Annotated in this window: 21 protein-coding genes and 1 pseudogene; 9 read left to right on the top strand and 13 right to left on the bottom strand. The window is 65.7% G+C overall.

Annotated elements, in window-relative coordinates; all coding sequences use genetic code 11:
• Nucleotides 1–161 precede the first annotated feature (161 nt).
• On the top strand, nt 162–1,826 hold the full coding sequence (locus ACYJSS_RS10280; RefSeq protein ID WP_111262407.1) for an electron transfer flavoprotein-ubiquinone oxidoreductase: 1,665 nt from the start codon (nt 162–164) through the stop codon (nt 1,824–1,826).
• A gap of 58 nt (nt 1,827–1,884) precedes the next feature.
• On the opposite strand, the gene ACYJSS_RS10285 is transcribed toward ACYJSS_RS10280, so the two are convergent.
• On the bottom strand, nt 1,885–2,445 hold the full coding sequence (locus ACYJSS_RS10285; protein ID WP_111262408.1) for a DUF1285 domain-containing protein: 561 nt from the start codon (nt 2,443–2,445) through the stop codon (nt 1,885–1,887).
• Nucleotides 2,446–2,455: 10 nt separating this feature from the next.
• Nucleotides 2,456–3,058: a DUF4823 domain-containing protein gene (locus tag ACYJSS_RS10290; RefSeq protein ID WP_111262409.1), complete on the bottom strand. Its 603-nt coding sequence runs from the start codon at nt 3,056–3,058 to the stop codon at nt 2,456–2,458.
• 384 nt (nt 3,059–3,442) lie between these two features.
• On the opposite strand from ACYJSS_RS10290, the gene ACYJSS_RS10295 reads away from it, so the two are divergent.
• Nucleotides 3,443–3,709, top strand: a complete 267-nt coding sequence (locus tag ACYJSS_RS10295) for a PepSY domain-containing protein (RefSeq protein ID WP_111262439.1) — start codon at nt 3,443–3,445, stop codon at nt 3,707–3,709.
• Nucleotides 3,709–4,257, top strand: coding sequence for a cytochrome b/b6 domain-containing protein (locus ACYJSS_RS10300; RefSeq protein ID WP_111262410.1), 549 nt, complete (start codon nt 3,709–3,711; stop codon nt 4,255–4,257). The genes ACYJSS_RS10295 and ACYJSS_RS10300 overlap by 1 nt, the downstream gene beginning before the upstream one ends.
• Here ACYJSS_RS10300 and ACYJSS_RS10305 read toward each other — a convergent pair.
• Genes ACYJSS_RS10305 through ACYJSS_RS10335 form a run of 7 tightly spaced genes read right to left on the bottom strand, consistent with a single transcriptional unit; the run spans nt 4,254 to nt 10,557 of the window.
• On the bottom strand, nt 4,254–5,642 hold the full coding sequence (locus ACYJSS_RS10305) for a sensor histidine kinase (RefSeq protein WP_111262411.1): 1,389 nt from the start codon (nt 5,640–5,642) through the stop codon (nt 4,254–4,256). The two genes, ACYJSS_RS10300 and ACYJSS_RS10305, sit on opposite strands and share 4 nt — an antisense overlap.
• The gene (locus tag ACYJSS_RS10310) at nt 5,639–6,301 is read right to left on the bottom strand and encodes a response regulator (RefSeq protein WP_111262412.1); all 663 of its coding nucleotides are present in this window, start codon (nt 6,299–6,301) and stop codon (nt 5,639–5,641) included. Before ACYJSS_RS10310 ends, ACYJSS_RS10305 begins: the two co-directional genes overlap by 4 nt.
• Nucleotides 6,302–6,309: 8 nt before the next feature.
• Entirely contained in the window at nt 6,310–6,945 is a 636-nt protein-coding gene (locus ACYJSS_RS10315; RefSeq protein WP_111262413.1) for a tetratricopeptide repeat protein, read from the bottom strand.
• The gene (locus ACYJSS_RS10320) at nt 6,942–7,748 is read right to left on the bottom strand and encodes an SDR family oxidoreductase (protein ID WP_111262414.1); all 807 of its coding nucleotides are present in this window, start codon (nt 7,746–7,748) and stop codon (nt 6,942–6,944) included. The genes ACYJSS_RS10315 and ACYJSS_RS10320 overlap by 4 nt, the downstream gene beginning before the upstream one ends.
• A complete protein-coding gene (locus ACYJSS_RS10325; RefSeq protein WP_236205758.1) occupies nt 7,735–8,418 on the bottom strand; it encodes a TenA family transcriptional regulator in 684 nt (227 codons plus the stop codon). Before ACYJSS_RS10325 ends, ACYJSS_RS10320 begins: the two co-directional genes overlap by 14 nt.
• A gap of 8 nt (nt 8,419–8,426) precedes the next feature.
• Nucleotides 8,427–9,893, bottom strand: coding sequence for an AMP-binding protein (locus ACYJSS_RS10330; RefSeq protein ID WP_236205757.1), 1,467 nt, complete (start codon nt 9,891–9,893; stop codon nt 8,427–8,429).
• Nucleotides 9,883–10,557 carry a thermostable hemolysin gene (locus ACYJSS_RS10335; RefSeq protein WP_236205756.1) on the bottom strand — a complete coding sequence of 225 codons (675 nt, stop codon included), beginning with the start codon at nt 10,555–10,557 and terminating at the stop codon, nt 9,883–9,885. Before ACYJSS_RS10335 ends, ACYJSS_RS10330 begins: the two co-directional genes overlap by 11 nt.
• A gap of 305 nt (nt 10,558–10,862) precedes the next feature.
• Between ACYJSS_RS10335 and ACYJSS_RS10340 the strand changes: the two genes are divergently transcribed.
• From ACYJSS_RS10340 to ACYJSS_RS10365, 6 genes and pseudogenes are all read left to right on the top strand, one after another.
• Entirely contained in the window at nt 10,863–14,963 is a 4,101-nt protein-coding gene (locus tag ACYJSS_RS10340; RefSeq protein ID WP_236205755.1) for a CHASE domain-containing hybrid sensor histidine kinase/response regulator, read from the top strand.
• Nucleotides 14,964–14,968: 5 nt separating this feature from the next.
• Nucleotides 14,969–15,955: a GGDEF domain-containing response regulator gene (locus ACYJSS_RS10345; protein ID WP_236205754.1), complete on the top strand. Its 987-nt coding sequence runs from the start codon at nt 14,969–14,971 to the stop codon at nt 15,953–15,955.
• Between the two features lie 402 nt (nt 15,956–16,357).
• Nucleotides 16,358–17,116 (top strand): annotated as a pseudogene (locus tag ACYJSS_RS10350) (MCP four helix bundle domain-containing protein); the annotation flags it as partial.
• Entirely contained in the window at nt 17,108–17,971 is an 864-nt protein-coding gene (locus tag ACYJSS_RS10355; protein ID WP_459479866.1) for a methyl-accepting chemotaxis protein, read from the top strand. The pseudogene ACYJSS_RS10350 and the gene ACYJSS_RS10355, both read left to right, overlap by 9 nt.
• A gap of 134 nt (nt 17,972–18,105) precedes the next feature.
• On the top strand, nt 18,106–20,967 hold the full coding sequence (locus ACYJSS_RS10360) for a hybrid sensor histidine kinase/response regulator (protein ID WP_236205752.1): 2,862 nt from the start codon (nt 18,106–18,108) through the stop codon (nt 20,965–20,967).
• Nucleotides 20,957–22,036: a response regulator gene (locus ACYJSS_RS10365; RefSeq protein WP_236205751.1), complete on the top strand. Its 1,080-nt coding sequence runs from the start codon at nt 20,957–20,959 to the stop codon at nt 22,034–22,036. The genes ACYJSS_RS10360 and ACYJSS_RS10365 overlap by 11 nt, the downstream gene beginning before the upstream one ends.
• A gap of 32 nt (nt 22,037–22,068) precedes the next feature.
• Here ACYJSS_RS10365 and ACYJSS_RS10370 read toward each other — a convergent pair whose 3' ends face one another.
• From ACYJSS_RS10370 to ACYJSS_RS10385, 4 genes are all read right to left on the bottom strand, one after another.
• Nucleotides 22,069–23,037, bottom strand: coding sequence for a GTP 3',8-cyclase MoaA (locus ACYJSS_RS10370; protein ID WP_111262422.1), 969 nt, complete (start codon nt 23,035–23,037; stop codon nt 22,069–22,071).
• A gap of 86 nt (nt 23,038–23,123) precedes the next feature.
• On the bottom strand, nt 23,124–23,762 hold the full coding sequence (locus ACYJSS_RS10375) for a TetR/AcrR family transcriptional regulator (protein ID WP_021217601.1): 639 nt from the start codon (nt 23,760–23,762) through the stop codon (nt 23,124–23,126).
• A gap of 556 nt (nt 23,763–24,318) precedes the next feature.
• Nucleotides 24,319–25,104 (bottom strand): TatD family hydrolase, encoded by a 786-nt coding sequence (locus ACYJSS_RS10380; RefSeq protein WP_111262423.1) that lies wholly within the window; start codon nt 25,102–25,104, stop codon nt 24,319–24,321.
• Nucleotides 25,105–25,159: 55 nt separating this feature from the next.
• Complete coding sequence (locus tag ACYJSS_RS10385) at nt 25,160–25,516, bottom strand: PilZ domain-containing protein (RefSeq protein WP_021217603.1); 357 nt, start codon at nt 25,514–25,516, stop codon at nt 25,160–25,162.
• Nucleotides 25,517–25,534: the final 18 nt, after the last annotated feature.

Genomic DNA, 25,534 nt, shown 5'->3' on the forward strand with positions numbered 1-25,534 from the left:
CATAAGCCGCAGAGCCTTATCCTATCAGGCTTCTACAAAATTCAAACAAACGTTTGTATTGGACCGGCCAAAGGGTGTGGATATAATGCGCCAGCTCTGGTCAGGGATCGAGCCTAGCCCTCCCACATAAAACATCGAAGAGAGCCTTGAGGAGAATGACTGTGGAACGCGAATACATGGAATTCGACGTCGTCATCGTCGGCGCCGGCCCTGCTGGCCTGTCCGCCGCCTGCCGACTGAAGCAGAAGGCCGCCGAAGCTGGTCAGGAGATCAGCGTATGCGTGGTCGAGAAAGGTTCCGAAGTCGGCGCCCACATCCTCTCGGGTGCCGTGTTCGAGCCGCGTGCGCTGAACGAGCTGTTCCCTGACTGGAAGGAACTCGGCGCTCCGCTGAACACCCCGGTCAAGCGCGACGACATCTATATGCTCAAGGATGCCGAAGGCGCGATCAAGATCCCCGACCTCTTCGTGCCCAAGACGATGCACAACGAGGGCAACTACATCATCTCCCTGGGCAACCTGTGCCGCTGGCTGGCCCAGCAGGCCGAAGGCCTGGGCGTCGAGATCTACCCGGGCTTCGCTGCCCAGGAAGCGCTGATCGACGAGAACGGCGTGGTACGCGGCATCATCACCGGCGACCTCGGCGTGGATCGCGAAGGCCATCCGAAGGAAGGCTACTACACCCCCGGCATGGAACTGCGTGGCAAGTACACCCTGTTCGCCGAAGGCTGCCGTGGCCACATCGGCAAGCAACTGATCAAGAAGTACAACCTGGACTCCGAAGCCGACGCCCAGCACTACGGCATCGGTATCAAGGAAATCTGGGACATCGACCCGGCCAAGCACGAGCAGGGCCTGGTGGTGCACACCGCCGGCTGGCCGCTGTCGATCATGGGCACCGACAATACCGGTGGCTCCTTCCTCTATCACTTGGAGAACAACCAGGTGGTGGTCGGCCTGATCGTCGACCTGTCCTACTCCAACCCGCACCTGTCGCCCTTCGACGAATTCCAGCGCTACAAGCACCACCCGGTGATCAAGCAGTACCTGGAAGGTGGCAAGCGCGTGGCCTACGGTGCCCGTGCCATCTGCAAGGGCGGCCTGAACTCGCTGCCGAAGATGGTCTTCAAGGGCGGCGCGCTGATCGGCTGCGACCTGGGCACCCTGAACTTCGCCAAGATCAAGGGCAGCCACACCGCCATGAAGTCCGGCATGCTCGCGGCCGAAGCCGTGGCCGAAGCGCTGCTGGGCGGCAAGGAAGGCGGCGACGAGCTGACTGCCTACGTCGACGCGTTCAAGGCCAGCTGGCTGTATGACGAGCTGTTCCGCAGCCGCAACTTCGGTGCCGCGCTGCACAAGTTCGGCCCGGTCATCGGCGGCGGCATCAACTGGCTCGACCAGAACATCTTCGGCGGCAAGATCCCCTTCACCCTGCACGACAACGTGCCGGACCACGCCTGCCTGAAGAAGGCCAGCGAAGCACCGAAGATCAACTACCCCAAACCCGACGGCAAACTCAGCTTCGACAAGCTGAGCTCGGTATTCCTCTCCAACACCAACCATGAAGAGGAACAACCCTGCCACCTGAAGCTCACCGACCCGAGCATCCCGATCGCCAAGAACCTGCCGCTCTACGACGAGCCCGCGCAGCGTTACTGCCCGGCCGGCGTATACGAGGTCGTGACCCAGGAAGACGGCGAGAAGCGCTTCCAGATCAACGCGCAGAACTGCGTCCACTGCAAGACCTGCGACATCAAGGACCCGGCCCAGAACATCACCTGGGTGGCGCCGGAAGGCACCGGTGGCCCGAACTACCCCAACATGTAAACGCGATGAACGAAAAAGGCCCCTCGGGGCCTTTTTTGTTGCCTGCGAAAAGCCCCTGTCAAGGCTCCTCGCCGATCGGGAAGAACTGCCCGCCGGACCAAACGCCCAGCCAGTTGCGCCCATCGAGCTCGCGCACCACCGCCAGCTCCACCAGTTGGTAGAAGACATTGCGATGGATCAGCGCCTCCAGGTTGGTGCGCACATGAACGTAGGGCGCCGGCTCCTGGGTGATCGGGTCGGTCTCGACCCGGATCGGGTGCTCGGCGCCCGCCTCCACCTCGTCCTCGACATTGGTGACGAAGCGCAACACCTGCGCCTCGCCCTCCCCGCTCACCTCGACGCTCACCGCCACGAAGGGCGCATCGTCGACGGTGATGCCGACCTTTTCCACCGGCGTGACCAGGAAATAGTCGTCGCCATCGCGGCGGATGATGGTGGAGAACAGCCTGACCATCGGCTTGCGGCCAATGGGCGTGCCCAGGTAGTACCAGGTCCCGTCGCGGGCGATGCGCATGTCGATATCGCCACAGAAATCGGGGTTCCACAGGTGCACCGGCGGCAGCCCCTTCTCCTTGGGAATCTGCGCCAGCAGATCGCCTGCCTTGCCCGGGTCGTTCATCACATCCTCCTCAGCGGCCCAGCCCCATGAGGCTGCGCGCGTATTGTCTCAACGGCGGCCCGATCAGATCCTCGGGCTTCTGGTCATGAAAGGTGAACAGGCCACCCCGGTGGGTGATCCGTGCCGTGTCCACCAGATAGCGGTTACCGGTTTCGATCAGCATCAACTGGATGACGCCGTTATCGACACCGAGCCGATCCACCGCCTCCTGATCCTCCCACTCCTCCACCGTGCCGATGCGATCATCGGCATCGGCGAAGCGGCTGTAGAGCAGGTAGTTGGCCCCGAGCGAACGGGCCTCGCTCATCGCCTGCTCCAGGCTCACCGGCTGGCTCGCACGGCGCACCAGCGGGAAGTATTCGACGAACCCCTTGAAGGCCTCCTCGGCCACCACGTTCGCCCTGGTGTGAGTGCCGCCCTGGGGCATGAAACTGCTCTGGGCGATATAAATGAACGAATCCGGCTGCAGCCGCCAGGACATCGAGCGATAGGTCTCGCTGTGATCCAGCAGCCCGGCGTCGCTCATCTGCTCGCGAGCGCCGAGGGTCATGTCGCTGACCTTCATGCAACCCCCGAGTGCCAGCAGCGCCAGCAACAGCATCAAACTACGCATTCTCAAATCCTCCACGGCCGGCGACGAAAAACCGGCACTCGGCGCAGCGATGCAGCTTCCGCGCCATCACGTACCACGCCGCCAATCCGGGTCGCCCCCGTAGCCCGGCACAGCCCCTCGAGCGCCTGCCAGCGCGCCCGCGCAAGCCGCTCCCGCGCATTGCGGCCCTGCGCCAGGGTGCGCAGCGGGCTTTCCATCCGGGGCGCGGCACCGTCGAAACCCTGGCGCGAATCGGCCCCTGCAAGAGCAGACCCCGGGAGCCAGGAGAGATGCAGGCGGCACAGCCTCCATCAACCGCGCCCGAATGTCGATATAGCGCCCCTCAGAATCCCTTAAGCTTCGGCGCGCAGAGTGAAGCCTCCCAACTCCATCGAGGACTTCATCATGCGCTACCTGCTGCTTCCCGCCCTGCTCATCGCCAGCACCGCGGCCCTCGCCTCCCCCCAGTGCACCACCGCCGAACGCTCCACCTGGAAGGACCCCGAGCAATTCCAGGCACAGCTGAAGGAACAGGGCTACCAGATCAGCAAGTTCAAGATCACCTCCGGCAACTGCTATGAGATCTACGGCTTCGACAAGGACAAGCGCAAGGTCGAGATCTATCACGACCCGGTCACCGGCCAGCCGGTCAAGAGCCGGGTGGAAAACTGATGGGCGGGGCGACCATCCGGCTCTGGGACCCCGTCGTCCGCCTGTTCCATGCCTCGGTCGCCGGCGCCTTCTTCGCCAACTACCTGTTCACCGAGGAAGGCGACGCCTGGCACACCTGGCTGGGCTACTACGCCTGCTTCTGCCTGCTGGTGCGGGTGCCGTGGGGCTTCATCGGCCCACGCAGCGCCCGCTGGCGCGACTTCTGGCCGACCCCCGGGCGCCTCGCCGCGCACCTGCGCGCCCTGCGCAACCGCGCGCCGCACCACCGCCTGGGGCATTCGCCCCTCGGCGCGCTGGTTATGATCCTGATGATGCTGTCCATGGCGCTGCTCGGGCTCACCGGCTACCTGATGCAGGAAGTCGATGCGCTGTGGGGCGCCGAATGGCCGGAGGATGCGCATCGCTGGATCGCCAACGGCCTGGCCCTGCTCGTGTCGCTGCACATGGCCGCCGCCGTGTTCGAAAGCCTGCGCGTGCGCGACAACCTGCCGCTTTCGATGATCACCGGTCGCCGCCGCCCGCTACCGGGCGACGACGAGCCCCACTAGGCTGCGGGCCGCCCGGCCGCCCCCGTGAAGGGAAACTCCAGGGTGGCCCGGGCTCCGCCGCCGGGCCGGTTTTCCAGGCGGACGGCACCGCCCAGGTGCTCCATGATGGTCCGCACGATGGGCAGCCCGAGGCCGGCGCCTCCTTCGTGGCCATCGCTGAAGAAGCGCTCGAACACCACCGCCAGGCGATCGGCCGGAACACCGGGTCCCTCGTCCTCCACCGACAGCTCGACATGCCCCTCGCGAACGGTGAGGCCGACTTTCACCACGCCATCGACCGGGGAGAAATTGACCGCATTGCTGACCAGGTTCTGCAGTGCGATGCCGATGCTCATGGCGTCGCCCCGGACATGGCAGGCGCCCGGCTCGATGTCCAGCACGGGCTCCACGTTGCGCTCCAGTATCCAGGGCGTCATCTCCACCAGCGTGTCCATGGCCACCTTGGCCAGGTCGACATCCTCCAGGTGGCGCTGGCCGAGCCGCGGCTCGATCCGCGCCAGGGTGAGCAACTGGTTCACCACCCGGCTCAGCCGATCCACCCCGCCGATCAGAAAGCCCAGCGCCCGAGCCCGGTCTTCCTCGGTCCGGGCCTCCTCCACGTTCTGCGCATGCAGGCGGAGAATGGCCAGCGGCGTGCGCATTTCATGGGCCGCATCCGCGATGAAGCGCTGCTCGCGCCTGAGCAGGTCGGCGACCTGGCTGAGCAGCCGGTTGATGGCGGCCTGCATCGGCTCCAGTTCGCTGGGCAGGGGCGCCAGCTGCAAGGGCTCGAGCGACTTGGCATGGCGCCCGCGGATGACGTTCGCCATGTTCTGCAGAGGCTGCAGCCCCCAGCCGATGGCGAACCACACCAGCAGTGCCAGCACCAGAGCGCCGAACAGGAACGGCAACAGGGTATGGCGGACGATGCGCCCGACCAGGTCACCGCGGACATCCTTGCGCTCGCCCACCCAGATCGACACCTGCTGCGCCGGCACCGGCAGCAGGAAGCCACGCCACTGCTTGCCCTCGATGACGATGTCGGAGAACCCCGGAAGGCGTTGCGACGGATCGATCCGTGGCGCACTGGGCGTATGCACCAGAAGCTCGCCACCGTCGCGCCAGACCTGGAACGCCAGCTTGTTCTCGTAGGGGTGCCCGACACCCGGCCTGCCGGCCTGGCGCAGGGCCTCGTCGAAGGCATCGTAGAGCCGCCCCCGGTCGGCGGGCGCGAGCGGCAGGCTCATCACGCCCTGCAGCAGGCGGGCGTTCTGGGCCAGATGGGCGTCGTAGACCTCGGCGATCTCGTGGCTGCTGTCCCGGTAGTTGTAGTGCGCCAGGAGGCCGGTACCGAGGATGAGCAGGATCACCACCCGCCAGAGGGTGCGTTGCCGCAACGACGTCATAGTCTGTTTTCCACCAGGTAACCGATCCCGCGGACGGTCCGTATCAGCTCGCTGAACAGCTTCTTGCGCAGGTGATAGATGTGCACCTCGAGGGTGTTGCTCTCCGCTTCCTCGTCCCAGCCGTACAACAGCTGGGTCAGGCGCTCGCGGCTGAACACCTTCCCCGGTTGTGCCAGCAGCTCGTGCAGCAGCAGGTATTCGCGCGGGGTCAGCACGACCGGCCGGCCCTGGTAGTGGACCTGCTGCGAGACGGGGTCGAGGCTGACTCCGCCATGCTCGATCAGCACCTTGGCACGGCCGCTGCTGCGACGCAGCAAGGCACGCAACCGCGCCTTGAGCTCGTTGAGGTCGAACGGCTTGATCAGGTAGTCGTCGGCCCCCGCGTCGAGCCCGGCGATGCGATCCTCCATGCCATCGCGCGCCGTGAGCACCAGCACGGGCAGCACCGACCCGCTGCCACGCAGGCGCTTGAGCACGTTGATGCCATCCATCCGCGGCAAGCCGAGGTCGAGGATCACCAGGTCGAAGTTCTCCTGGGTCAGTGCATGCAATGCGCTGGCGCCATCCTGCAGCCAGTCGATGGTGTACCCCTCCTCGCGAAGGCCCGTCCGCAGGCCCTCCCCCAACGCAGTGTCGTCTTCAACCAGCAACAGGCGCATGCCCAGTCCTATTTGTCCTTGAGGGTCTTGAGTAAAGCATCGATCTCCTCCCGCCGCCCCTGGTCAGCCAGCTCGCGACCAGGCCTGGGAGCGGCCTGCAACGCGCGCTCCAGGGCCTGCCTCGCCTCGGCGAAGCGGTCCTGACGGTACAGGTGGTCCCCCCAGAAATACAGGCTGTCGATGCCATCGGGATTCAGGCGCAGCGCCTCCTGCAACAACGTCTCGGCCTTCTCGGCATCGCCGAAGCCGATGGGCCAGCCGGGGACCCGGTCATAGAGGGCGGCCAGGCTGGTGTAGGCGGAACCCTGCAGGGCCTTGGGGTCCAGCGCCAGCGCCTTCTCGAGGCTGGCCCGGGCGTCCTTCACCTTGCCCAGCGCCCCGAGGCCACCCTCGGCGCCGGCCCAGCTGCTGGTGACGATGCCGTTCCAGATCCAGGCCTCGGCGGCGGTCGGCTGCTGGCGGGTGAAGGCCTGGGTGTCGGCGGCCAGCCTGGCGAACGCCGCCGCGCGCTCCGACTCGGCCGTGCGGTACTGGATCTGCGCCCAGCGCGTCTGGATATCCGCCAGGCGCTGCTGCCCGGCACCGTCCAGGGCGAAGGCGAAGGATGACGCGAAAAGCAGGCCGATGAGCATCAGTCGTTTCATTTGCCGATCTCCCCCGCCCCCGGGCGGCTGTGGTGACGAATCAAGGGCAGTTGCTTGCGCAGGGCGCGGTCGACCAGCCCCGGCAGCAGGTGGTTCAGGCGCACGAACAGCTTCTCCGGCCAGCCCAGGTAGAGCTCGCGCAGATTGCGCTCGATCGCCTCGAGCACCGCGATGGCGACGTCGCCGGGGTCGTCGGTGCCGACCTTGAGGGCATCGTTGAGCGCCCTGGCGGCAGCGCCGTTCATCGCGGTGCGGGTCGCGCGCGGCGCGACATAGAGGACATCCACGGCCGTGTCCGCCAGCTCGCGGCGCAGGGCTTCCGAGAAGCCGCGCAGGGCGAACTTGCTGGCGCAATAGGCCGCATAGCCGGGGTAGCCGATCGAGCCGTAGGTGGAACCGATGTTGGTGATCAGCGCGTGCTCCTGCCGGCGCAACAGCGGCAGCAACAGGCGGGTCAGCTGCAGGGTCGCCTTGACGTTGAGGTCGAGCAGCTCCGCGATGCCCTCCTCGCTGGCCTGCTCGAACAGGGCGAAGTGGTTGATCCCCGCTGCGTTGATCAGCAGGTTGGTCCCGCCCATCTGCCAGGCAGCGCTCAGCACGTCCTGGCGTCCGGAAGCCTGGTTGAGGTCGGCCTCCTGCCAGCGCAGCTGGTTAGGGAAGCGCTGCCGCAGCGCCGCCAGGCTGCCCTCGTGGCGACTCACCGCCAGGACCTGGGCCCCCGCCTCGCACAACTGCTCGGCCAACTGCAGGCCGATCCCCCCGCTGGCGCCGGTGAGCACGGCACGGCAGTCAGACAAGCGCATGACGCACCTCGTCGCGGACGCTGGCGCGCGGCAGGCCACGGAACATGTCCGCATAGAGCCCGTAGACGACCCTGGAGGTCCTGATGACGGCCTGCTGGTCCTCCGGCTGGTCGAGGCGGTCCATCAACTGGCGGTAGGTGGCCATGTGGTCCTGGTCCAGCTCGCCGTGGGAGCTCAGGTAGCTGAAGGCATTGGCGGGCAGGCCGAGGGACGTGCGTATGCTGCCCGCCGCGTGGGTGGCCAGGGCGATGCTGGTGCCCTCCAGCACGTTGACCATGCCGAAGAGCCCGACCGGGTTGTGCCGCGCGATGGTGTCGTAGAGGTAGGCCACCATCAGCTCGATGGGCAGCGACGGGCTGCCGTTGCGCACCTGCTCGGGGTCGCCGCCGCAGACCTCGATGTCATTGAGGATCCACTGCTCGTGGCCGTACTCCTCGTCGATGTATTCGCACACCGCCTTGCGCAGCCACTCCAGCCGGCTGGGCAGGCGCGCACCGCAGGCCATCATCAGGGGCGCCGTGTGGCGGACGTGGTGGTAGGCCTGGGTCAGGAAGGCGATGTAGCCCTCCAGGCTGACGGTTCCGCCCAGGGCATCGCGGATCACCGGGACGCCGAACAGCGCCTGGCGTTCCTCATGGGTTGCAGCGTGCAGCGAGTCGAAGAAAGACATGGTGGGCCTCATTCGTTGGCGAGTTGGTTGAGAAGGGTCTGGTAGCGGACGTAGATCGCTTCGCGACGCGGCCGGCCGTTACCGGTGAGCAGGCCGTTGGCGGATGTAAAGGGTTCGGCCAGCCGCACCCAGCGGTGCACCCGGGCGTAGTCGGGCAACGCACGGTTGCAGCGCTGCACGGCGGCCTCCAGCTGCGCGTCGGTCGTCTCCGGGGACAGCGGCCAGAGCAGCGCCAGGTTGTGGGCGAGCCCCTCCCCCTGGACGTAGGCCTGGAGGATGGTGCCGTCCTGTGTCAGCTCGGCCTCGACCCACTCCGGGTTGACGTTGCGACCGAGGCTAGTGATGAACTGGTTCTTCTTGCGACCCAGGATGTGCAGGTAGCCGTCGGCGTCGAAGTGCCCCAGGTCGCCGGTCGGCCACCAGGCGGACACCGGCGGCGGCTCGCCCAGGTAGCCGAGCAGGGTCGAGCCCCGCACCAGCACCTCGCCATCCTCGGCAAGGCGCACCTCGACATGGGGCAGCGGACGCCCGACCGTGCCGAGCCGGTTGGCCTCCGGGCGATTGAGGCAGACCACGGACGCGCACTCGGAGAGGCCGTAGCCCTCGAACACCGGCAAGCCGATGGCCTGGGCACGCGCCAGCAGGCTCGCCGAGACCCGCGCCCCGCCCACCGCGACGAAGCGCAATGCACCGACCTGCGTGAGCCCGCGCTCGATGGCCGTGACCAGGCCCAGCAACAGCTGCGGCACGAGGATCAGGCTCTGCGCGCCACTGAGCAGGATGCAGCTCAGCAGCCGCTTGAGGTCGATGCCGCTGGCCCCGCTCATGCCCAACTGGTCCAGGGGCAGCAGCGTCACCTCGGCGCCGGCGATCAGCGCCGCGTAGACGCCCAGGTTCTCCAGCAGCACGCCCAGCGGCAGCACCGCCAGGTAGCGGCTCGGCCCCGTGGAGCGACTGGCGGCTTCGAGCTCCCGCGCGACACGCAGCAGCGACTCGGCCGACAGGCATACACCCTTGGGCGTGCCGGTGCTGCCGGAGGTGTAGGTGATCTTGGCGGTGGCCGCCGGCAGCATCGCCGGCGCGCTGACCGGGCGCTTCCAGAATCCCTCGCTGAACAGGTAGCCCAGCGCATGCAGCTCGTCGGTCAGCGCCTCGCCAGCGAGCACCAGCGGCGCCTGGCTCAATTGCAGGCAATGGGCCCGCTGGGACGCAGTGAAGAACGGCGGCAGCACGATGCAGGGGCGCTCGCTGAGCAACGCGGCCAGGTCCCACAACAGGGCCTCGGGGCCATTGTCCAGGAGCAGCGCGATGGGCCCCGCCGGCTGCGCGCGGAGCCGCGACTCACGCACGGCCAGCTCATCCAGCAGTTGCGCATAGGTGTAGCGGTGTTCGATGCCACGTATCGCGCAGCGCTGCGGCTCGCTCCCGGCATGCTGTTCCAGGAGCTGGCGGAACCAGCGGGTATCAGGCCGCATTACCGTTCTCCCCCTGCAGCAGCGGGAAACCCAGGCGCTGGAAGATGCCTCGACGCTCCAGCTCGGAATGGCCGTGCTGGATGTCCCCGGCGAACACCTGCGGGCGCTGCTCGTAGTAGGTGCCCCAGTTGCTGCCCGGGTCGTCCAGGCGCTCGGCATCGGCGTGGCCCAGCACCATGGGTTCGAGCCCGAGGCGGTGGAAGCTGTTGACCAGGGTGGAGGTGCCGGTGAACGCCACCCAGCGCAGGCCTCTTGCGGCCAGCAGCCAGGTCACGGCGATGATCAGCAGCCGTGCGCCACCGGCCGACAGCGACGCAAGATTGCCGACCTCGACCAGGGCCGCCCGGGACACCTCGCCCACCCGCGGCGCCAGCGCAGCCTCCATCGGCTCATCCAGGTACTGCTCCAGGAACAGTTGCCCGGTGCTGGCCAGACGGATGCCCACGGCGGCGTCGAGGGTGGCCCGGCCGTCGTAGAGGCCGAGCATCTCCGGCAGGAAGTGCTGGATATCCGCACCATGCGCCTGCTTGAAGCCACGCTGGACGAACAGCTCCAGCTCCGCGCGCCCCGGGTCCCCCTGCAGGTGCAGGTCCAGGAAGGCGTGGCGCTCCCCCAGGCTGCCGAAGTGAAGCGGGAACAACGATTCCCATTGCGACTGGATCATGTCTGGCCCCCAACGTGCGTTTCGATGGGGGCGAGTATCCGCAGCCAATCTGAATGGAGTCTGAAGCGAGCCCGGGCCGACGGCAGGTCGGCCGCAGGCGACGTCATTGGCCGGGAAGCCAGGCAAAGGGCCATCTATAGTGAGGAGGCAACAGCGAGTCGGCTTCCTCTCCATAGAGCCAATGATGTCATCGTGACATTGGGCATAAGTACGCTGCCGCCTTTACGGAAAAAGACAGGAAAGTCAGGGTTCGATGCGCGCCGCCAAGCTCGCCTCGGCCTCCAACCGGCGAGAGACCCGAGTGGATGAAGGCAAAGTCATGGACTTACATCGCCATCTGGATGGCAGCGGTACTGCTCTTGGGCCTGCTGCTCAGCGCGCTGGCCAGCCTCCAGCAGGTCCGCTCCATCGACAACCACGTGCAGCAGGCCCTGAAGGATGAAAGCCGCGAGGTCGAAGGCGACCTCATGTCGCGCCTGCGCATCTACGAGTTCCGCCTCAGGGGCTGGCGCGGCGCCATCCACATGCTGGGCATAGGCAACGTCACCCTCGACCTGTTCACCCGCTACAGCCGGGCGCGCAACCTCCAGGAAGAGTTCCCCGGGGCCCGCGGTTTCGGTTTCATCCGCCGGGTCAAGGTCAGCGAGGAGGCGGACTTCCTGCGCCGGGTCAGGGCCGACGGCCAGCCGAACTTCACCCTGCACCAGTTCGCCCCCTCCCAGGGCGAGCGCTACGTGATCCAGTACATCGATCCGCCGGAGGTCAATATCGAAGCCATCGGCCTGGACATCGCCTCCGAGCCCCTGCGCCGGATCGCCGCGCAGCGCTCGATGCTCAGCGGCAAGGCCACGCTCACCGCCCCCATCACCTTCATCAACGAATCCAGGGAGGCCTATCGCTCCTTCCTGTTCCTGCTGCCCGTCTACAGCACCCCGGATACCCCTGCCGATCTCCCGTCCCGCCATGAGGAAATCCTCGGATGGAGCTATGCCCCGCTGGCGATGAGCGAGGTGATGACCGACCTCGACCTGCCCGTGGACAGCCTCCACCTGGCGATCTACGACAAGACCGACGCCCCGCAGCGCAAGCTCATCTTCGAAACCCACCACCAGAGCCCGGACGGCGAGCGGGTCCAGACCTACAGTTTCGAACGGGAGGTCTACGGGCGGACCTGGCTGTTCGAGGTCAGCGCCTACGCCGCCTTCGTCGAGTCCCTGGACCCCGTGCATCCCGCCAGGGTGTTCGTGGTCGGGCTGCTGGCCAGCCTCCTGGTCACCGGCATGGTCGGCACCCTGCTGCTGTCACGCCAGCGCCAGTACCAGGTGATGGCCGGCCAGGCGCGGCTGGCGACCATCGTCGAGAACTCCAGCGACGCGATCATCGGCGAGGCACTGGATGGCCGGATCATCACCTGGAACCGTGCCGCCGAGCAGATGTTCGGTTACACCGAGGCGGAGATCCTCGGCCGCCCCCTGGCCCCCCTGCTGGTTCCGCAGGAGCGCCTGGCCGAGGACGAAGCGCTGCTCGAACGCGTGGCGCGGGGGGAGCGCGGCCCGACGCTGGAGACCCAGCGCCTGCACAAGGAGGGTCGCCTGATCGATGTGACCATCACCTGCAGCCTGATCCGCGAGGCCGACGACAGCATCCTCGGCGCGGCGAAGCTGATGCACGACATCAGCGACCGCAAGCGCGCGGAGGACTACCTGCGCCAGTTCAACGCCAGCCTCGAGCAGCAGGTCAGCGAACGCACCGCCGAGCTCTCCCGGGTCGCAGGCCTGTTGCAAGCGGTGCTCGACGCCTCCTCCGAGGTGTCCATCATTGCGGTGGACATGCAGGGCGAGATCGTCGTCTTCAACCGAGGCGCGGAACTGCTGCTGGGCTATACCGCCGCCGAGATGATCGGCATCCGCAATCTCCTGGACTTCCACCTGCCAGAGGAAGTCCAGGCACGTGCGGTCGAACTCAGCCGCGAATACGGCCGCCCCATCGAGGGGATGGAGGTATTCCGTTGCAAACCCGACGAGCAAGGCGCGGAAACACGCCAGTGGACCTACATCCGCAAGGGGGGCTCGCAGACCCAGGTGTCCATGGTCATCACCTCCATTCGCACGGAAACCGGTGCGCTCATCGGTCACCTGGCCATCGCCCAGGACATCACCGAGCGCCTGCGCAACAGCGCCGAGCTTCTTGCGGCCAAAGCCTCGGCCGAAAGCGCCAACGCCGCCAAGAGCCTGTTCCTGGCGAACATGAGCCATGAGATCCGCACCCCCATGAACGCGGTCATCGGCATCGCCCACCTGTTGCAGGGCACGCGCCTGGACGAGCAGCAGGAGAAACTGCTCGGCAAGCTGCAGATCGCCGGGCGCTCCCTGCTGGGGATCATCAACGACATCCTCGACATCGCCAAGATCGAGGCCGGCGAGATGCTTCTGGAGAACAGCCCGTTCCGTCCCCATCGGCTGTTCGGTGACCTCGCCGAACTGTTCGCGCCCCAGGCCGAAGCCAAGGGCCTGCGGTTCGAGGTCAAGGCCGATGCGCTGCCCGAACAACTTGCCGGCGACGCGTTGCGACTCAATCAGATCCTCATGAACCTGATCGGCAACGCCCTCAAGTTCACGGCCGCCGGCAGCATCGAGGTCAACGTCGAGTGCACCCACGAGACCGACGTACGCTGCTGGCTCTGCATCAGCGTCCGGGACACCGGCTGTGGTATCGATGCCAAGGTGATCGAGCGGCTGTTCTCCCCCTTCACCCAGGCAGACACCTCCACCACCCGTCGCTTCGGCGGCACGGGGTTGGGCCTGTCGGTGGTACGCGGCCTGGCCGAGAAGATGGGCGGGACGGTCGGTGTGCGCAGCACCCTCGGGGTGGGCAGCGAATTCTGGGTACGCCTGCCGTTCGATCCGGTCATCGACGAACAGGCCCTGTCGGATAACACGTCCAGCCTGGATGTGCTGGTGGTGAGCCAGGACGAGAGCGAACGCCAGCGGCTCACCCAGCTGTGCCGCTCGCTGGGCTGGCGAGCCACCCCATTCTTCAGACGGGAAGACCTGCTCGAACACCTCGGGCAACGGCTCGCACGCCGCCATCCACTGGCCGATGTCCTGCTACTCGACCACTTGGCCGGCGCCGATGTGCTGGAGACGCTCGAACAGCTCAGGGCATTGCTGGGACGCGAACGCATGCCCAGCAGCGTGGTGTTCTCGGCGCCACGGACATCGGCTGCACCCACCCTGGAAGATGCACTGGTGGACCATCACGCCCGAACGCCACTGGACGGCTCCGATCTCTACAACGCCATCGCTGCCGCCAGCCTCGGGCATCCCAACGGCCACGGCGAGAAACTGATCCACGCCACCGAGCTGGACATCACCCAGGCCCGGTGGCTGGAGGGCATAAGGCTGCTGCTGGTGGATGACAGCGACATCAACCTCGAGGTGGCCAGTCTCATGCTCCAGCAGCAGGGCGCCGAGGTGCAGACCTGCATGAACGGCCGCCAGGCGCTGGATTGTCTGCGCGAGGACACCACCGCCTTCGATGTGGTGCTGATGGACCTGCACATGCCGGAAATGGACGGGTTCGAGGCCACCCGCCGACTGCGTGGCGAACTCGGCCTGCAACGACTGCCCGTGCTCGCCCTGACCGCCGGAGCGCTGCCGGAAGAACGTCGCCAGGCCAAGGCGGCCGGAATTGACGAGTTCCTCAGCAAACCCCTGGAACCCAAGGTGCTGATCCGCGCCATCCGCCGGGCGGTCCAGGACTCCCGGGGCGCTCCCCTGCCCATACGTCCGATCGAGGCGCCCACCGGGCCTTCCCGCCCCTGGCCGACGATAGAAGGCATCGATACCGTTGAAGTCGCCCAGCGCATGAGTCACGACCTGGAGCTGTTCAACTCCTCGCTGCGGCGGCTGTTCAGCGAGTTCGGCGAATTCCGCGACGACGAAGCGACCCGGCGGCGCCTGCAGGACGACCCGCCCGGGCTGACAGCGCGCCTGCACAAGCTCAGGGGGTCGGCGGGCATGCTCGGTGCCCGGCGCCTTCACAAGCTTGCAGGTGAGGCGGAGACCCTGCTGCGGGTCGAACCCGACGCCCCACACCTGCCGGCACTGCTCGGGCAGTTGGTGGAGGCCTATCTCGAACTCGAACGCCAGACGGGCGTCATCGAGGCGATCACCCTCCCCCGCAGCGACGCGGACCACCTGGCAGCAGGCCCCGCGCTGGCGAGGCTGATCGACCACCTGCGCGACCACGACATGGCCGCGCTGGAGCAGTTCGCCCAGGCATACCCTGCCATCCGGATTTCCAGCCAGGCGCTGGCCGAACAGGTCTGGCAGGCGATCGACAACCTGGACTTCGAACAGGCGTTGCACCTGCTCGAGTCCGCAGGCCTCGTGGCCAAGGAGTGACACCCATGGACTACACACCCTCCCTGCTGATCGTCGATGACGACACTTCGGCGATCCGAATCCTCAGCAAGGCGATCGGCAGCCTCGGCAAGGTCCGCTTCGCCACCAACGGCCCCGATGCACTCCGGGCGGTACAGGAGCAAATGCCCGATCTGGTCCTGCTGGATGCCGAAATGCCCGGAATGGGCGGCTTCGAGGTCTGTGAACGGATGAAGACCGAAATGGGGTTGCGCGACGTCCCGGTCATCTTCATCACCAGCCACACCGAGGCGAGCATGGAGGAAGCGGGCCTCGCCCTGGGCGCGGTGGACTTCATCGGCAAGCCGATACGCCCCGCCATCGTCAACGCGCGGGTGAAGACGCACCTGCACCTGAAGCTGGCCATGGACCGGCTCAACCTGCTGGCGCAGACCGATGGCCTGACGGGCCTGGCCAACCGCCGCTTCCTCGACCAGAACATCGAACGTGAATGGCTCAGGACCCGCCGCAACGGGCAACCCTTCTCGTTGCTGCTGATGGATATCGACTATTTCAAACGCTACAACGACCGCAACGGCCACCTGCAGGGCGACCAGTGCCTGATCGCCGCCGCGCACGCCCTGCGTGCCTGCATCAACAGGCCCGCCGACCTGGTGGCCCGTTATGGCGGCGAAGAGTTCGCCGTGCTATTGCCCGAAACCGACCATGTCGGTGCCTGCCGTATAGCCGACCAACTGGGGGACAGCGTCAGGCACTTGAATATCCCTCATCTCGACAGCCCCCACGGGAAAGTGACTGTTTCAATCGGCGTCGCCAGTTTCGATGAAGAAAGTCCCAGTTGGCCGCATTCCAGTGAAAGCAATGAAGTCGTACCGGATATCGCAAGGCTTCTCGAGTTTTCGGATGCCGCCTTGTACGAGGCCAAGGAAGCGGGACGGGATTGCAGCCGATTCAGGAACATCGAACTTGCAGCGTTATTGCCAGCGAGTGGTTCGGGTATCAAGAAAGGCTAGCGGTGCAAGGATCACAAGGGCCTGGAAGATTGAACGCGCTGTTGAAATCGCCGATGCGACACAGCTCGACAAGACGGGCCCTGCGCAATAGAGCGCTACCTGCAATCAATAACGGCAAGCGAATTCCAGTGCGAATTATTATCGACAATTCAACTAGCCACTAAAGTCTGATACCGCCTGTCGCCAATGGAAATACCATGGGAACAACTGGAAATACGCTAAAAGCACTTTGCCATCAGTGACTCAGGCATATGAACTTGCTATCGCGGTAACGTCACCCTGAGATGGCCGTATTCTTGAATTCACGCACTTTTCACGAACGGCTCGTTAAACATCCGCCCATGACCTAAACCTTCTACCGGGCATACCCATCGCTACACCCGTGCAACGTGGGAGATCATCATGCTGATTCGCTCTTTGCGTGTCTCCACCCGCATCAATGCAGGCTTTGCGGTGCTGGTCACCTTGTTGATGCTGGTCGGGGGCGGCTCCCTGATGCAGATGCACCAGATGCATGACAGCTCCCAAGCGGTCGATGGAAACTGGCTGCCCAGCATCGTCGCGATCAGCCACATGGACGAGGCGACCCTCCAGCTTCGAGCCTCCACGCTGCGGGCCCTGGTGACATTCGATGAAGCGGCCAAAGCCCGCCTCGTCACGGACGAAGCCACCCTGCAAAAAGCCCAGGACACCTACATCAAACTGATTTCGAGCGACGAGGAGCAGAAGCTCTTCGATCGCTATGTCGAGCACCTGCGCGGCTACCTGGAGGTCCGCCGCGCAGTGATAGAACGCTTGGCAGCCGGTGAGCGGGAAGAAGCCGAATCGATCGTCACCACCAGGCTCAATGAACTGGGCAGTGCGCTCAGCACCGACCTCAAGGCCTTGATCGAAATCAATGAGGAGGGAGCCAGGCAGGCCTCGACGGCCAGCAACTCCGCATTCCAACACGCCAACCTGCTGGTCTGGCTGATCCTCGCCGGGGCCGTCGGCCTGGCCGTCATCCTTGCCCTCCTCCTCTCGCGCAGCATCGTGAGGCCGCTGAACCAGGCGGTCGAAGTGGCGAGCCAGGTATCCCAGGGCGACCTGAGCCGTGACATTCCGGTTGAAGGGCACGACGAGGCGACCTCCCTCATGAGCGCCCTGCGCGGCATGCAGCAGAACCTGCGGCAGACCATCAGCCTCATCGCCGACTCCTCCACCCAGCTCGCCTCGGCCTCCGAGCAACTGCATGCGGTGACCGAAGACACCAGCCGGGACCTCCTGCGGCAGAACCAGGAAATCGAGCAGGCGGCCACGGCATGCAACCAGATGAGTGCGGCGGTGGATGGGGTGGCGCACAACGCGGCCACGACCATGGACGCCTCGCGCCAGGCCGACACCGCCACGCGCCATGGCCGCGAGCAGGTGGGTGAGACGGTGCGCTCGATCAACGCCCTGGCGACCGACGTGACCGGTAGCGCCGAGCGTGTCGAGAAGCTCGCCCGGCAGATGCAGGACGTCGGCAAGGTGCTCGATGTGATCCGCTCGATCGCCGAGCAGACCAACCTCCTGGCCCTCAACGCCGCCATCGAGGCCGCCCGTGCCGGCGAGCAGGGGCGCGGCTTCGCGGTGGTGGCCGATGAGGTTCGCCTGCTGGCACAGCGCACCCAGCAATCCACCCAGGAAATCGAGCAGATGGTGAACCAGCTGCAGCAGGAGGCCAGCGCCACAGTCGCCACGATGCAGAGCAGTTCGCGCCTGGCCCAGACAACGGTGGACCTCGCCCAGGCCGCCGATGGCAGCCTGGGCGACATCGCCCGGACCATCGCCTCGATCAACGAACAGAACGTCCAGGTCGCCAGCGCTGCCGAGCAACAGGCAGCTGTAGCACGCGAGGTCGACCGCAGCCTGGTGAACATCCGCGACCTGTCCACCCAGACCTCGGCGGGAGCCAACCAGACCCGCGCCTCCAGCCAGAACCTGTCGCGCCTGGCCGTGGAGCTCAAGTCTGCCGTCGCCTCGTTCCGCCTGTGACGGATCGCAATAGCCGCCGCTGCGCTTATCTCGAGTCGTTCTGATCGCTCGGGATCGGCGCCACCCCGGTAGGGGACCGCCTGGCCTAGCCTGTGGATACGGCAATGCCCGGCGCACCGCGCAAGGAAAGGTAGATGAGTGGAATCACCCGCAAGATCGGCCTGCGCCAGTGGATCTGGAAAGCCTTCGTGCAGAGCGCGCTGCTGCCGCTGATCCTGGTCGAAACCGTACTGATCGCCTGCTACCTGCTGAGCAACCAGCAGATGCGCGACGCCCAGATCACCTACCTGCAGCAGAACGCACTCGACAGCCTGGAGGCTACGGCCAACCAGAACGCCCAGATCATCCAGGACCACCTGGCGCACATCGCGAGCAACACCGAACTGTTCGGCCACCTGGCCGAGCTGGCACTTTCCACTGCCTCCCTCGCGCCCATCGAGCAGCTCGCCACCACCGAGGATGGCGCCCGCTACAGCCCCGAGGACCTGGGCGGGGCGGCATCGTTCTACTCCAGCCTTTCGTCCGCCGGCAAGGCCAGCCAGGAAAGGGCGCGACGGCTCTCGATGCTCGACCCATTGATGAAGGAGATGAAGCGTCACCAGCCGCTGATCTCCAGCCTCTATTTCAATGCCTGGGACAGCTACAACAGGATCTACCCGTGGTTTCGCACCGACCTGCTGTACCCGCACAACATGCGCATCCCCGCTTACAACTTCTACTACCTGGCGGATGCGGCCCACAACCCGGATCGCCTGCAGCGCTGGACCGACGTCTACCTCGACCCGGCCGGCAACGGCTGGATGGCATCCTCGATCTTCCCCGTCTACCGCGACGGCTTCCTGGAGGGGGTGGTCGGGATGGACCTCACGGTGGACGGCATCCTCCAGGAGATCGGCAAGCTGCATATCGGCTGGGGCGGCTATCTGGTGCTCGTCAGCAAGGACATGAACATCCTGGCGCTGCCCCGTGCGGCAGAGCATGACTTCGACTTGCGGGAACTGACGGGGCACACCTACCGGGAGGCGGTCCGCACCGAACGCTTCAAGCCGGACGACTTCAACCTGGACCGCCGTCCCGATACCAGGGCCCTGGCCGGGCTGCTCGCGGAAAATCCCGGCGGCCATGCGGAGATCACCCTGCGCGGCAAGACGCACCTGGTTGCCTGGGACGAGATCCAACCCGCCGGATGGCGCCTGGTCGCCCTGGCGGACAAGAGCGAAGTGATGGCGGCGACGAACTCGCTGGCCGGCCACTACCAGGCGATCGGCTACCTGCTGATCGCCGGGATGATCGGTTTCTATCTCTGCTTCTTCACCTACATGTGGATAAGGGCGAGAAGCCTGAGCGAGAAGCTGCGGGACTCGATCGACGGCATCGCCGAGATGCTGAGAAGGATCGGCAGGGGTGAATGGCACCCGAGGCGTGCGGTGTCCTCTATCCATGAACTGGACCAGATGGCCGAATCCGTGATGGTCATGGGCGAGCAGCTCAATCTCAGCGAAATGCAGCGCAGCTCGACCCAGCAACGCCTGGAGCTGGTGATCGAAAGCGTCACCGCCGGGCTCTGGGAGTACGACCTGGCGAAGGACCGCCTGCTTTTTCGCGGGGAGTTCGGCAAACGCTTCAAACTGCCTGACAGCGAGCTGGCCCGGGCGGACCTGTTCTCCCGCATCGCTCCCGAGGACGTTCCCAGGCTCGACGCCGCACTGCAGGGGCTGCGGATCGGCAACCTCACCCGCATCGATCTCGAGCTGCGTGTGCTCGGGCCTGACGAGTCGATCATCTGGATGCTCTGCCGCGGCCGGATACTCCATCTGGAGCAGGAGCCCGACAGACGCCTTGCCGCCGGCACCTTCGTGGACATCCAGGTACTCAAGCAGGTGGAGGAGGACCTCCGTCATCGCACCCGCGAGGCCCAGGCCGCCAGCCAGGCGAAATCGCGCTTCATCTCCAGCATCAGCCACGAGCTGCGCACGCCGCTCAACGCCATCCACGGGTTCGCACAGCTGCTGCGCATGAAGGCCGAGGAGGAGCAGGCGGATACGCAGCCCCTGGACGAGATCCTGCTGGCCAGCGGACACCTGGGGCAACTGGTCGACGATCTGCTGGACTGGTCCAGCCTGCAGGCCGAGGCCCCCCGGCTCACCCTGCGCTCGGTGGAGATCGGTGCACTGATGCTCGAATGCTCCGAGATGATCAGGGCACAGGCGGAGACGGCGGGCCTCGACCTGCACGTGCAGTTGCCGGACGGGCCGGTGCACGTCATGGCCGACGCGAGGCGCCTGCGCCAGGTGCTGATCAACCTGCTGTCCAACGGCATCAAGTACAACCGCCCTGCCGGCCTGCTGGCGATGGGCACGGAAACCATCGGCGGCCGCTTGCGCCTCTACGTGGAAGATGGCGGCGAAGGCATCGAGCCGGCCTTGCAGAAAGCGCTGTTCGAACCCTTCCAGCGCCTGGGCAAGGAGAACACGTCCATCCAGGGCACCGGGATCGGGCTGTCGTTGTGTCGCGAGCTGGCCGAACTGATGCAGGGCTGCATGGGCCTGCACAGCGAGCCGGGCGTGGGCAGCCGGTTCTGGATCGAGCTCTCCCTCGCTCCCGAGGAGACGCCCAGGCAGTGTGGGCCAAGGCCACTGAGCGTGTATTACCTCGATGATCAGCCGGCCAGCCAGCAACGGGTGGCGCAGGCGCTTCGCGGTGTCGCCCGGGTGACACCGTTCGAGCATGGCGACGGGCTTGCGCAGGCGCTGGACAAGGAGCTCCCGGACCTGCTCCTGATGGACTGCACGGTGCCGGGCGCCGAAGCGACCGATCGCCTGAAGACGCTCCCCGGAGGCGGCGACATCCCCGTCATCCTGCTCAGCGAAGCACCGGATCATCGCGCCCTGCAGCACTACGCCTTCAAGGCGGTGCTGAGAAAGCCGATCAACATCGACGAGATGCGCGAGCTGGTCAGCGCGCTGATGATTCAGGAGGAGTCAGATGTTCTCTAGCATCCCCCCGGAAACCCGCATCGTCATCATCGACGACATCCCGGCCAACCTCCGGCTCCTGGAATCCAGCGTCAAGGCGTTCGGCCTGCGCCATGTCACCAGCTTCACCGATTCCGCAGCGGGCCTGGAATGGTTGAGGTCCAATCCATGGGACCTGCTGCTGCTCGACCTGGACATGCCGGCACCCGATGGCTTTGAAATCCTTGGCCATCTGGGTGGCCGGAACCGTTCGCGCTGCCCGGTGATAATCCTCACCGCGCTGAACGACCCGGAAAACCGTCGGCGTGGTCTCGAACTGGGTGCCAACGATTACCTGACCAAGCCGGTGGACCTGCCCGAACTGCTCCTGCGGATGCGCAACTGCCTGAGCCTGGCGCACGCCACCGCCAGCCTCGAGCAGCTCAATCGGGACCTGGAGAGCAAGGTACAGGCCCGAACGGCCCAGCTGGAGGAAAGCTACCGCTCGGCCATACGCGCGCTGGGCAGGGCCGCCTGCTACCGCGACAACGACACTGGCGATCACATCATGCGCATCGGGGAATCCGCCGCGATGGTGGCCGCCAAGCTGGGCATGCCCAGCGCCTGGTGCGAGACGATACGGCTGGCAGCCCCGATGCATGACCTGGGCAAGATAGGCATCAGCGACGGCATCCTCCTCAAGCAGGGCACGCTGACGGCGGAGGAGCGTAGCCAGATGATGGAACACCCGGTGATCGGCTACACCATCCTGCACGAGGACCCCGGCACCGAGCTCAGCGAGATGGCTGCCGAGATCGCCTACTGCCACCACGAGAAGTGGGACGGCAGCGGCTACCCACGTGGCCTGGTCGGCGAGGCCATCCCCCTCTCGGCGCGGATAGTCGCCCTCTGCGATGTCTACGATGCGCTGCGCATGGACCGCCCCTACAAGCGGGCCTGGGAGAGCGCTCGCGCCCAGGCCTTCATCCGCGAGCAGGCGGGAAGCCACTTCGATCCGACGCTCGTCGCCGCGATGGAGAGCTGCTTCCCCGCCATCGAGGCGCTGCTGGTGGAGGACGATGCCTACGAGGAGCGCAGGCATGCGACCTGAACTGCGGCGCCGCGCCCATCGGGATCGGGCGTTCAGCCGCCGATGATCTTCATGACGGTGACGCCGCCGGAGAAGGCGATGTCCTGTTTGTCCGCCAGGGCCTTGACCAGTAGCCGCTGCAGGCCCGGGAGGGCCTGGTGGCGAGGCTTGTCCAGCAGGTCGCCGACGTAGTGACGGTTGCTCGATGACAGGCAGCCATGCAGCCAGCCGGTGGAGGACAGGCGCAGGCGCGAGCAGGTCCGGCAGAACGGCACGCTCTCGTTGGCGATGATGCCGAAATGCCCCTGGCCGGGAATCGCATAGCGCAGCGCGGTGGCATCCACCGGCGCCTCGGCCTGGACGAATTCGTGACGCTCGCCGATCAGCCGGAGCAGCTCGTCGAGGCCGACGAACTGCTGCTGGAAGCCGACGCCATCGCGAGCCAGGTGGCCCATGCGCATCAGCTCGATGAAGCGCAGCTCGAAGCCGTTCTCCAGGCAGTACTCCAGCAGCGGCATGACCTGGTCCAGGTTCTGTCCACGCAGGGGCACCATGTTGAGCTTGATCTTCAGCCCCGCCGCCCGGGCCTCGGCGAGCCCCTGCAGCACGGTCTTCAAGTCACCGCCACGGGCGATTCCCCGGAAGGCATCGGCATCCAGGGTGTCGAGGGAAACGTTGAGGCGGCGGATGCCGCAATCGACCAGCAGCGGCAGCTTGCGCGAGAGCAGCTGGCCGTTGGTGGTGAGGCTGATGTCATCGAGGCCGAGGCCGCTGACGCCGCGAAGGAAGTGATCGAGCTTGGGGCTCACCAGCGGCTCGCCGCCGGTGATGCGCAGGCGCTCGATGCCGGCGGCCTCCATCAGGTAGGACACGCCGCGCACCATGGCCTCGGCGGAAAGCTCGTCCTGTGCCGCGACCAGGCGCTTGCCGTCCGGCACGCAGTAGGTGCAGGCGTAGTTGCAGGCGGCGGTCAGGCTGATGCGCAGGTTGCGGAAGCGCCTGCCTTGGCGGTCGACGATCATGGGACGCTCCGACGGGGAATGGGGCGAAGTATATCGCCGCCCCATCGCCAGTCCCATGCATTTGCCATCCGGCTGGGCGCGATCACTCAGCCCGATGGAGCGTCATTCTCGCGCTTGCGCTTGTTGCCCATGCGCACGCCGATGTCCATCAGGAACTGGAAGAAGCCTTCCTGGTCCTCGAGGACGTTGCTCCAGAACGGCGAGTGGTAGAGCGCCACGGCGCCATGCACCAGGGCCCAGGCCGCGCAGTAGTGGAAGTAGGGCGGGACGTCCTCCAGCTTGCCTTCGGCGATGCGACCCTTGATCAGCTGGGTCAGGCGCTCGAAGTTGGACGCACGGATCTTGTGCAGTTGCTCGACCATCTCGGGCACCTGGCTGTTCTTCACCACCTTCTCTTCCAGGCGGTCGAACAGGCGGTAGCGTTGCGGGTCACGCATGCGGAATTCGAAATAGGCGCGCGACAGCGCTTCCTTGTCACGGTCCACATCCGCCGAATGCAGCAGCTCGTTCAGGTCACGCTCGTAATCGAGCATCAGGCGCAGGTAGATCTCCGCCTTCGACTTGAAGTGCTTGTAGATGGTGCCTTTGCCGATGCCCACCGCGTCGGCGATCATCTCGACGGTGACGCTGTCTTCACCCTGTTCCAGGAACAGTTTCAGGGCGGTGTCGAGGATTTCCTGCTCGCGACGGCGGAACTCACGGACTTTACGGGGTTCTTTCTGCATAAAGGGACTGTAGGGTCAAAAATCAAGCCGCGTATTATGCCTAATTAGCGCCAAAATGCACGGAACATCCGACTATGAGCCTATTGCCAGATGGGTTCGACATGTTTCAGGGCGCGCTCGAACGCTCTGGAAACCGCGAACCAGATGGCTTGCAGCGGTAATACCGATGAACGCGAAGCGCGCCCGCAGTAGGCTTTCGGATCACAACGCCACACCACCCGCATAAGATGACGCACGCCAGCGCATGGATTCGGGGTGCGACCATTGAGCGCAGCCCGGTCAGGAAGAGGCAAGGCCGTCACCAGCAGGCACAGGCCCAGTCGGCAGACGCTTGAGGACTCAGACGCCCTGCGCGTATTCCAAATCTGTTTAAAAAACGAGCAATCGCGTCTGGACGGTAGGGGATATTGACCAATACTCAATTGACTGGCGTGCGGCATCTCCCCCCAAGTGCCCCACCAGTCAAGGTACCGAGGATCGCGTACCTTTGTTTTACTCCTAATGGTCTTGACCCGGATTCATCCCCCAGAACCCGGGTTTTTTTTGCCCGCGAGTTTCAACCCGCCAGGCGCGCCAAGGGGAACAGGCGCCGGAAGTTGGCGGTGGTCTGCTCGGCGAAGCGCTCGAACTCCACCCCGCGCAGCTGGGCGAGGAACTCGGCGACCTCCCGCACGTACTCGGGCAGGTTGGGCTTGCCTCGATGGGGAATGGGGGCCAGGTAGGGCGAATCGGTCTCGACCAGCAGGCGGTCGGCCGGCACCTGCCGGGCGACTTCGCGCAGCGCTTCGGCGTTGCGGAAGGTGACGATGCCGGACAGCGAGATATAGAAGCCGATGTCCAGGGCCGCCTTGGCCATTTCCCAATCCTCGGTGAAGCAGTGCAGCACGCCCGCCTGGGGCAGCGCTGCCTCGCGCAGCAGCGCCAGGGTATCGGCGCGCGCCTCGCGGGTGTGCACGACCACCGGCTTGCCGGTGATGCGGGCGGCTTCGAGATGCAGGCGGAAGGCCTGTTGCTGCAACTCGGCGGCTTCGGGCTCGTAGTGGTAGTCGAGGCCGGTCTCGCCGATGGCGGCAACGCGGGGATGGTCGAGCTCACCCAGCAGCCAGTCCAGCGCCAGTGCTTCACCGGGGGCCAGGTCCAGCGGGTGCACGCCAACGGAGCAATGCACGTCGGCATAGCGGCTGGCCAGGTCCTTGACCGCGGCGGCGTTGTCGGCGCTGACGCCAATACAGAGGAACTGCCCGACACCGCGGGCACGGGCAGCCTCGAGCGCCGCATCGAGGGAACCGCCATGAGCGGCGAGATCGAGGCGATCGAGATGGCAGTGGGAATCGACCAGCATGGTTCGGATCACTTTGACGTCAGCAGGCGCCGGCCAACGAGGGGCCGGCGCGGCTTTACATGGTGTGGGTGGGGCGGTCCGACTTGAGGGCGCCTGCGAGGTAGGTCTCGATCTTGTTGCGCGCACCGGTGTCGCCATCGTTGAACTGCACGCCGATGCCGGCGGCACGGTTGCCCTGGGCGCCCTTCGGGGTGATCCAGACGACCTTGCCGGCCACCGGGATCTTTTCCTGCTCGTCCATGAGGTTGAGGAGCATGAACACTTCGTCGCCGAGCTTGTAGCTCTTGTTCGTCGGGATGAACAGGCCGCCGTTCTTGATGAAGGGCATATAGGCGGCATACAGCACGGACTTGTCCTTGATGGTCAAGGACAGGATCCCGTTACGCGGGCCCAGATTGGGTGGCAGGCTCATGCGGCTTTCCTGGCTAGC

The sequence above is a fragment of the Pseudomonas sp. No.21 genome (genome assembly GCF_054558415.1).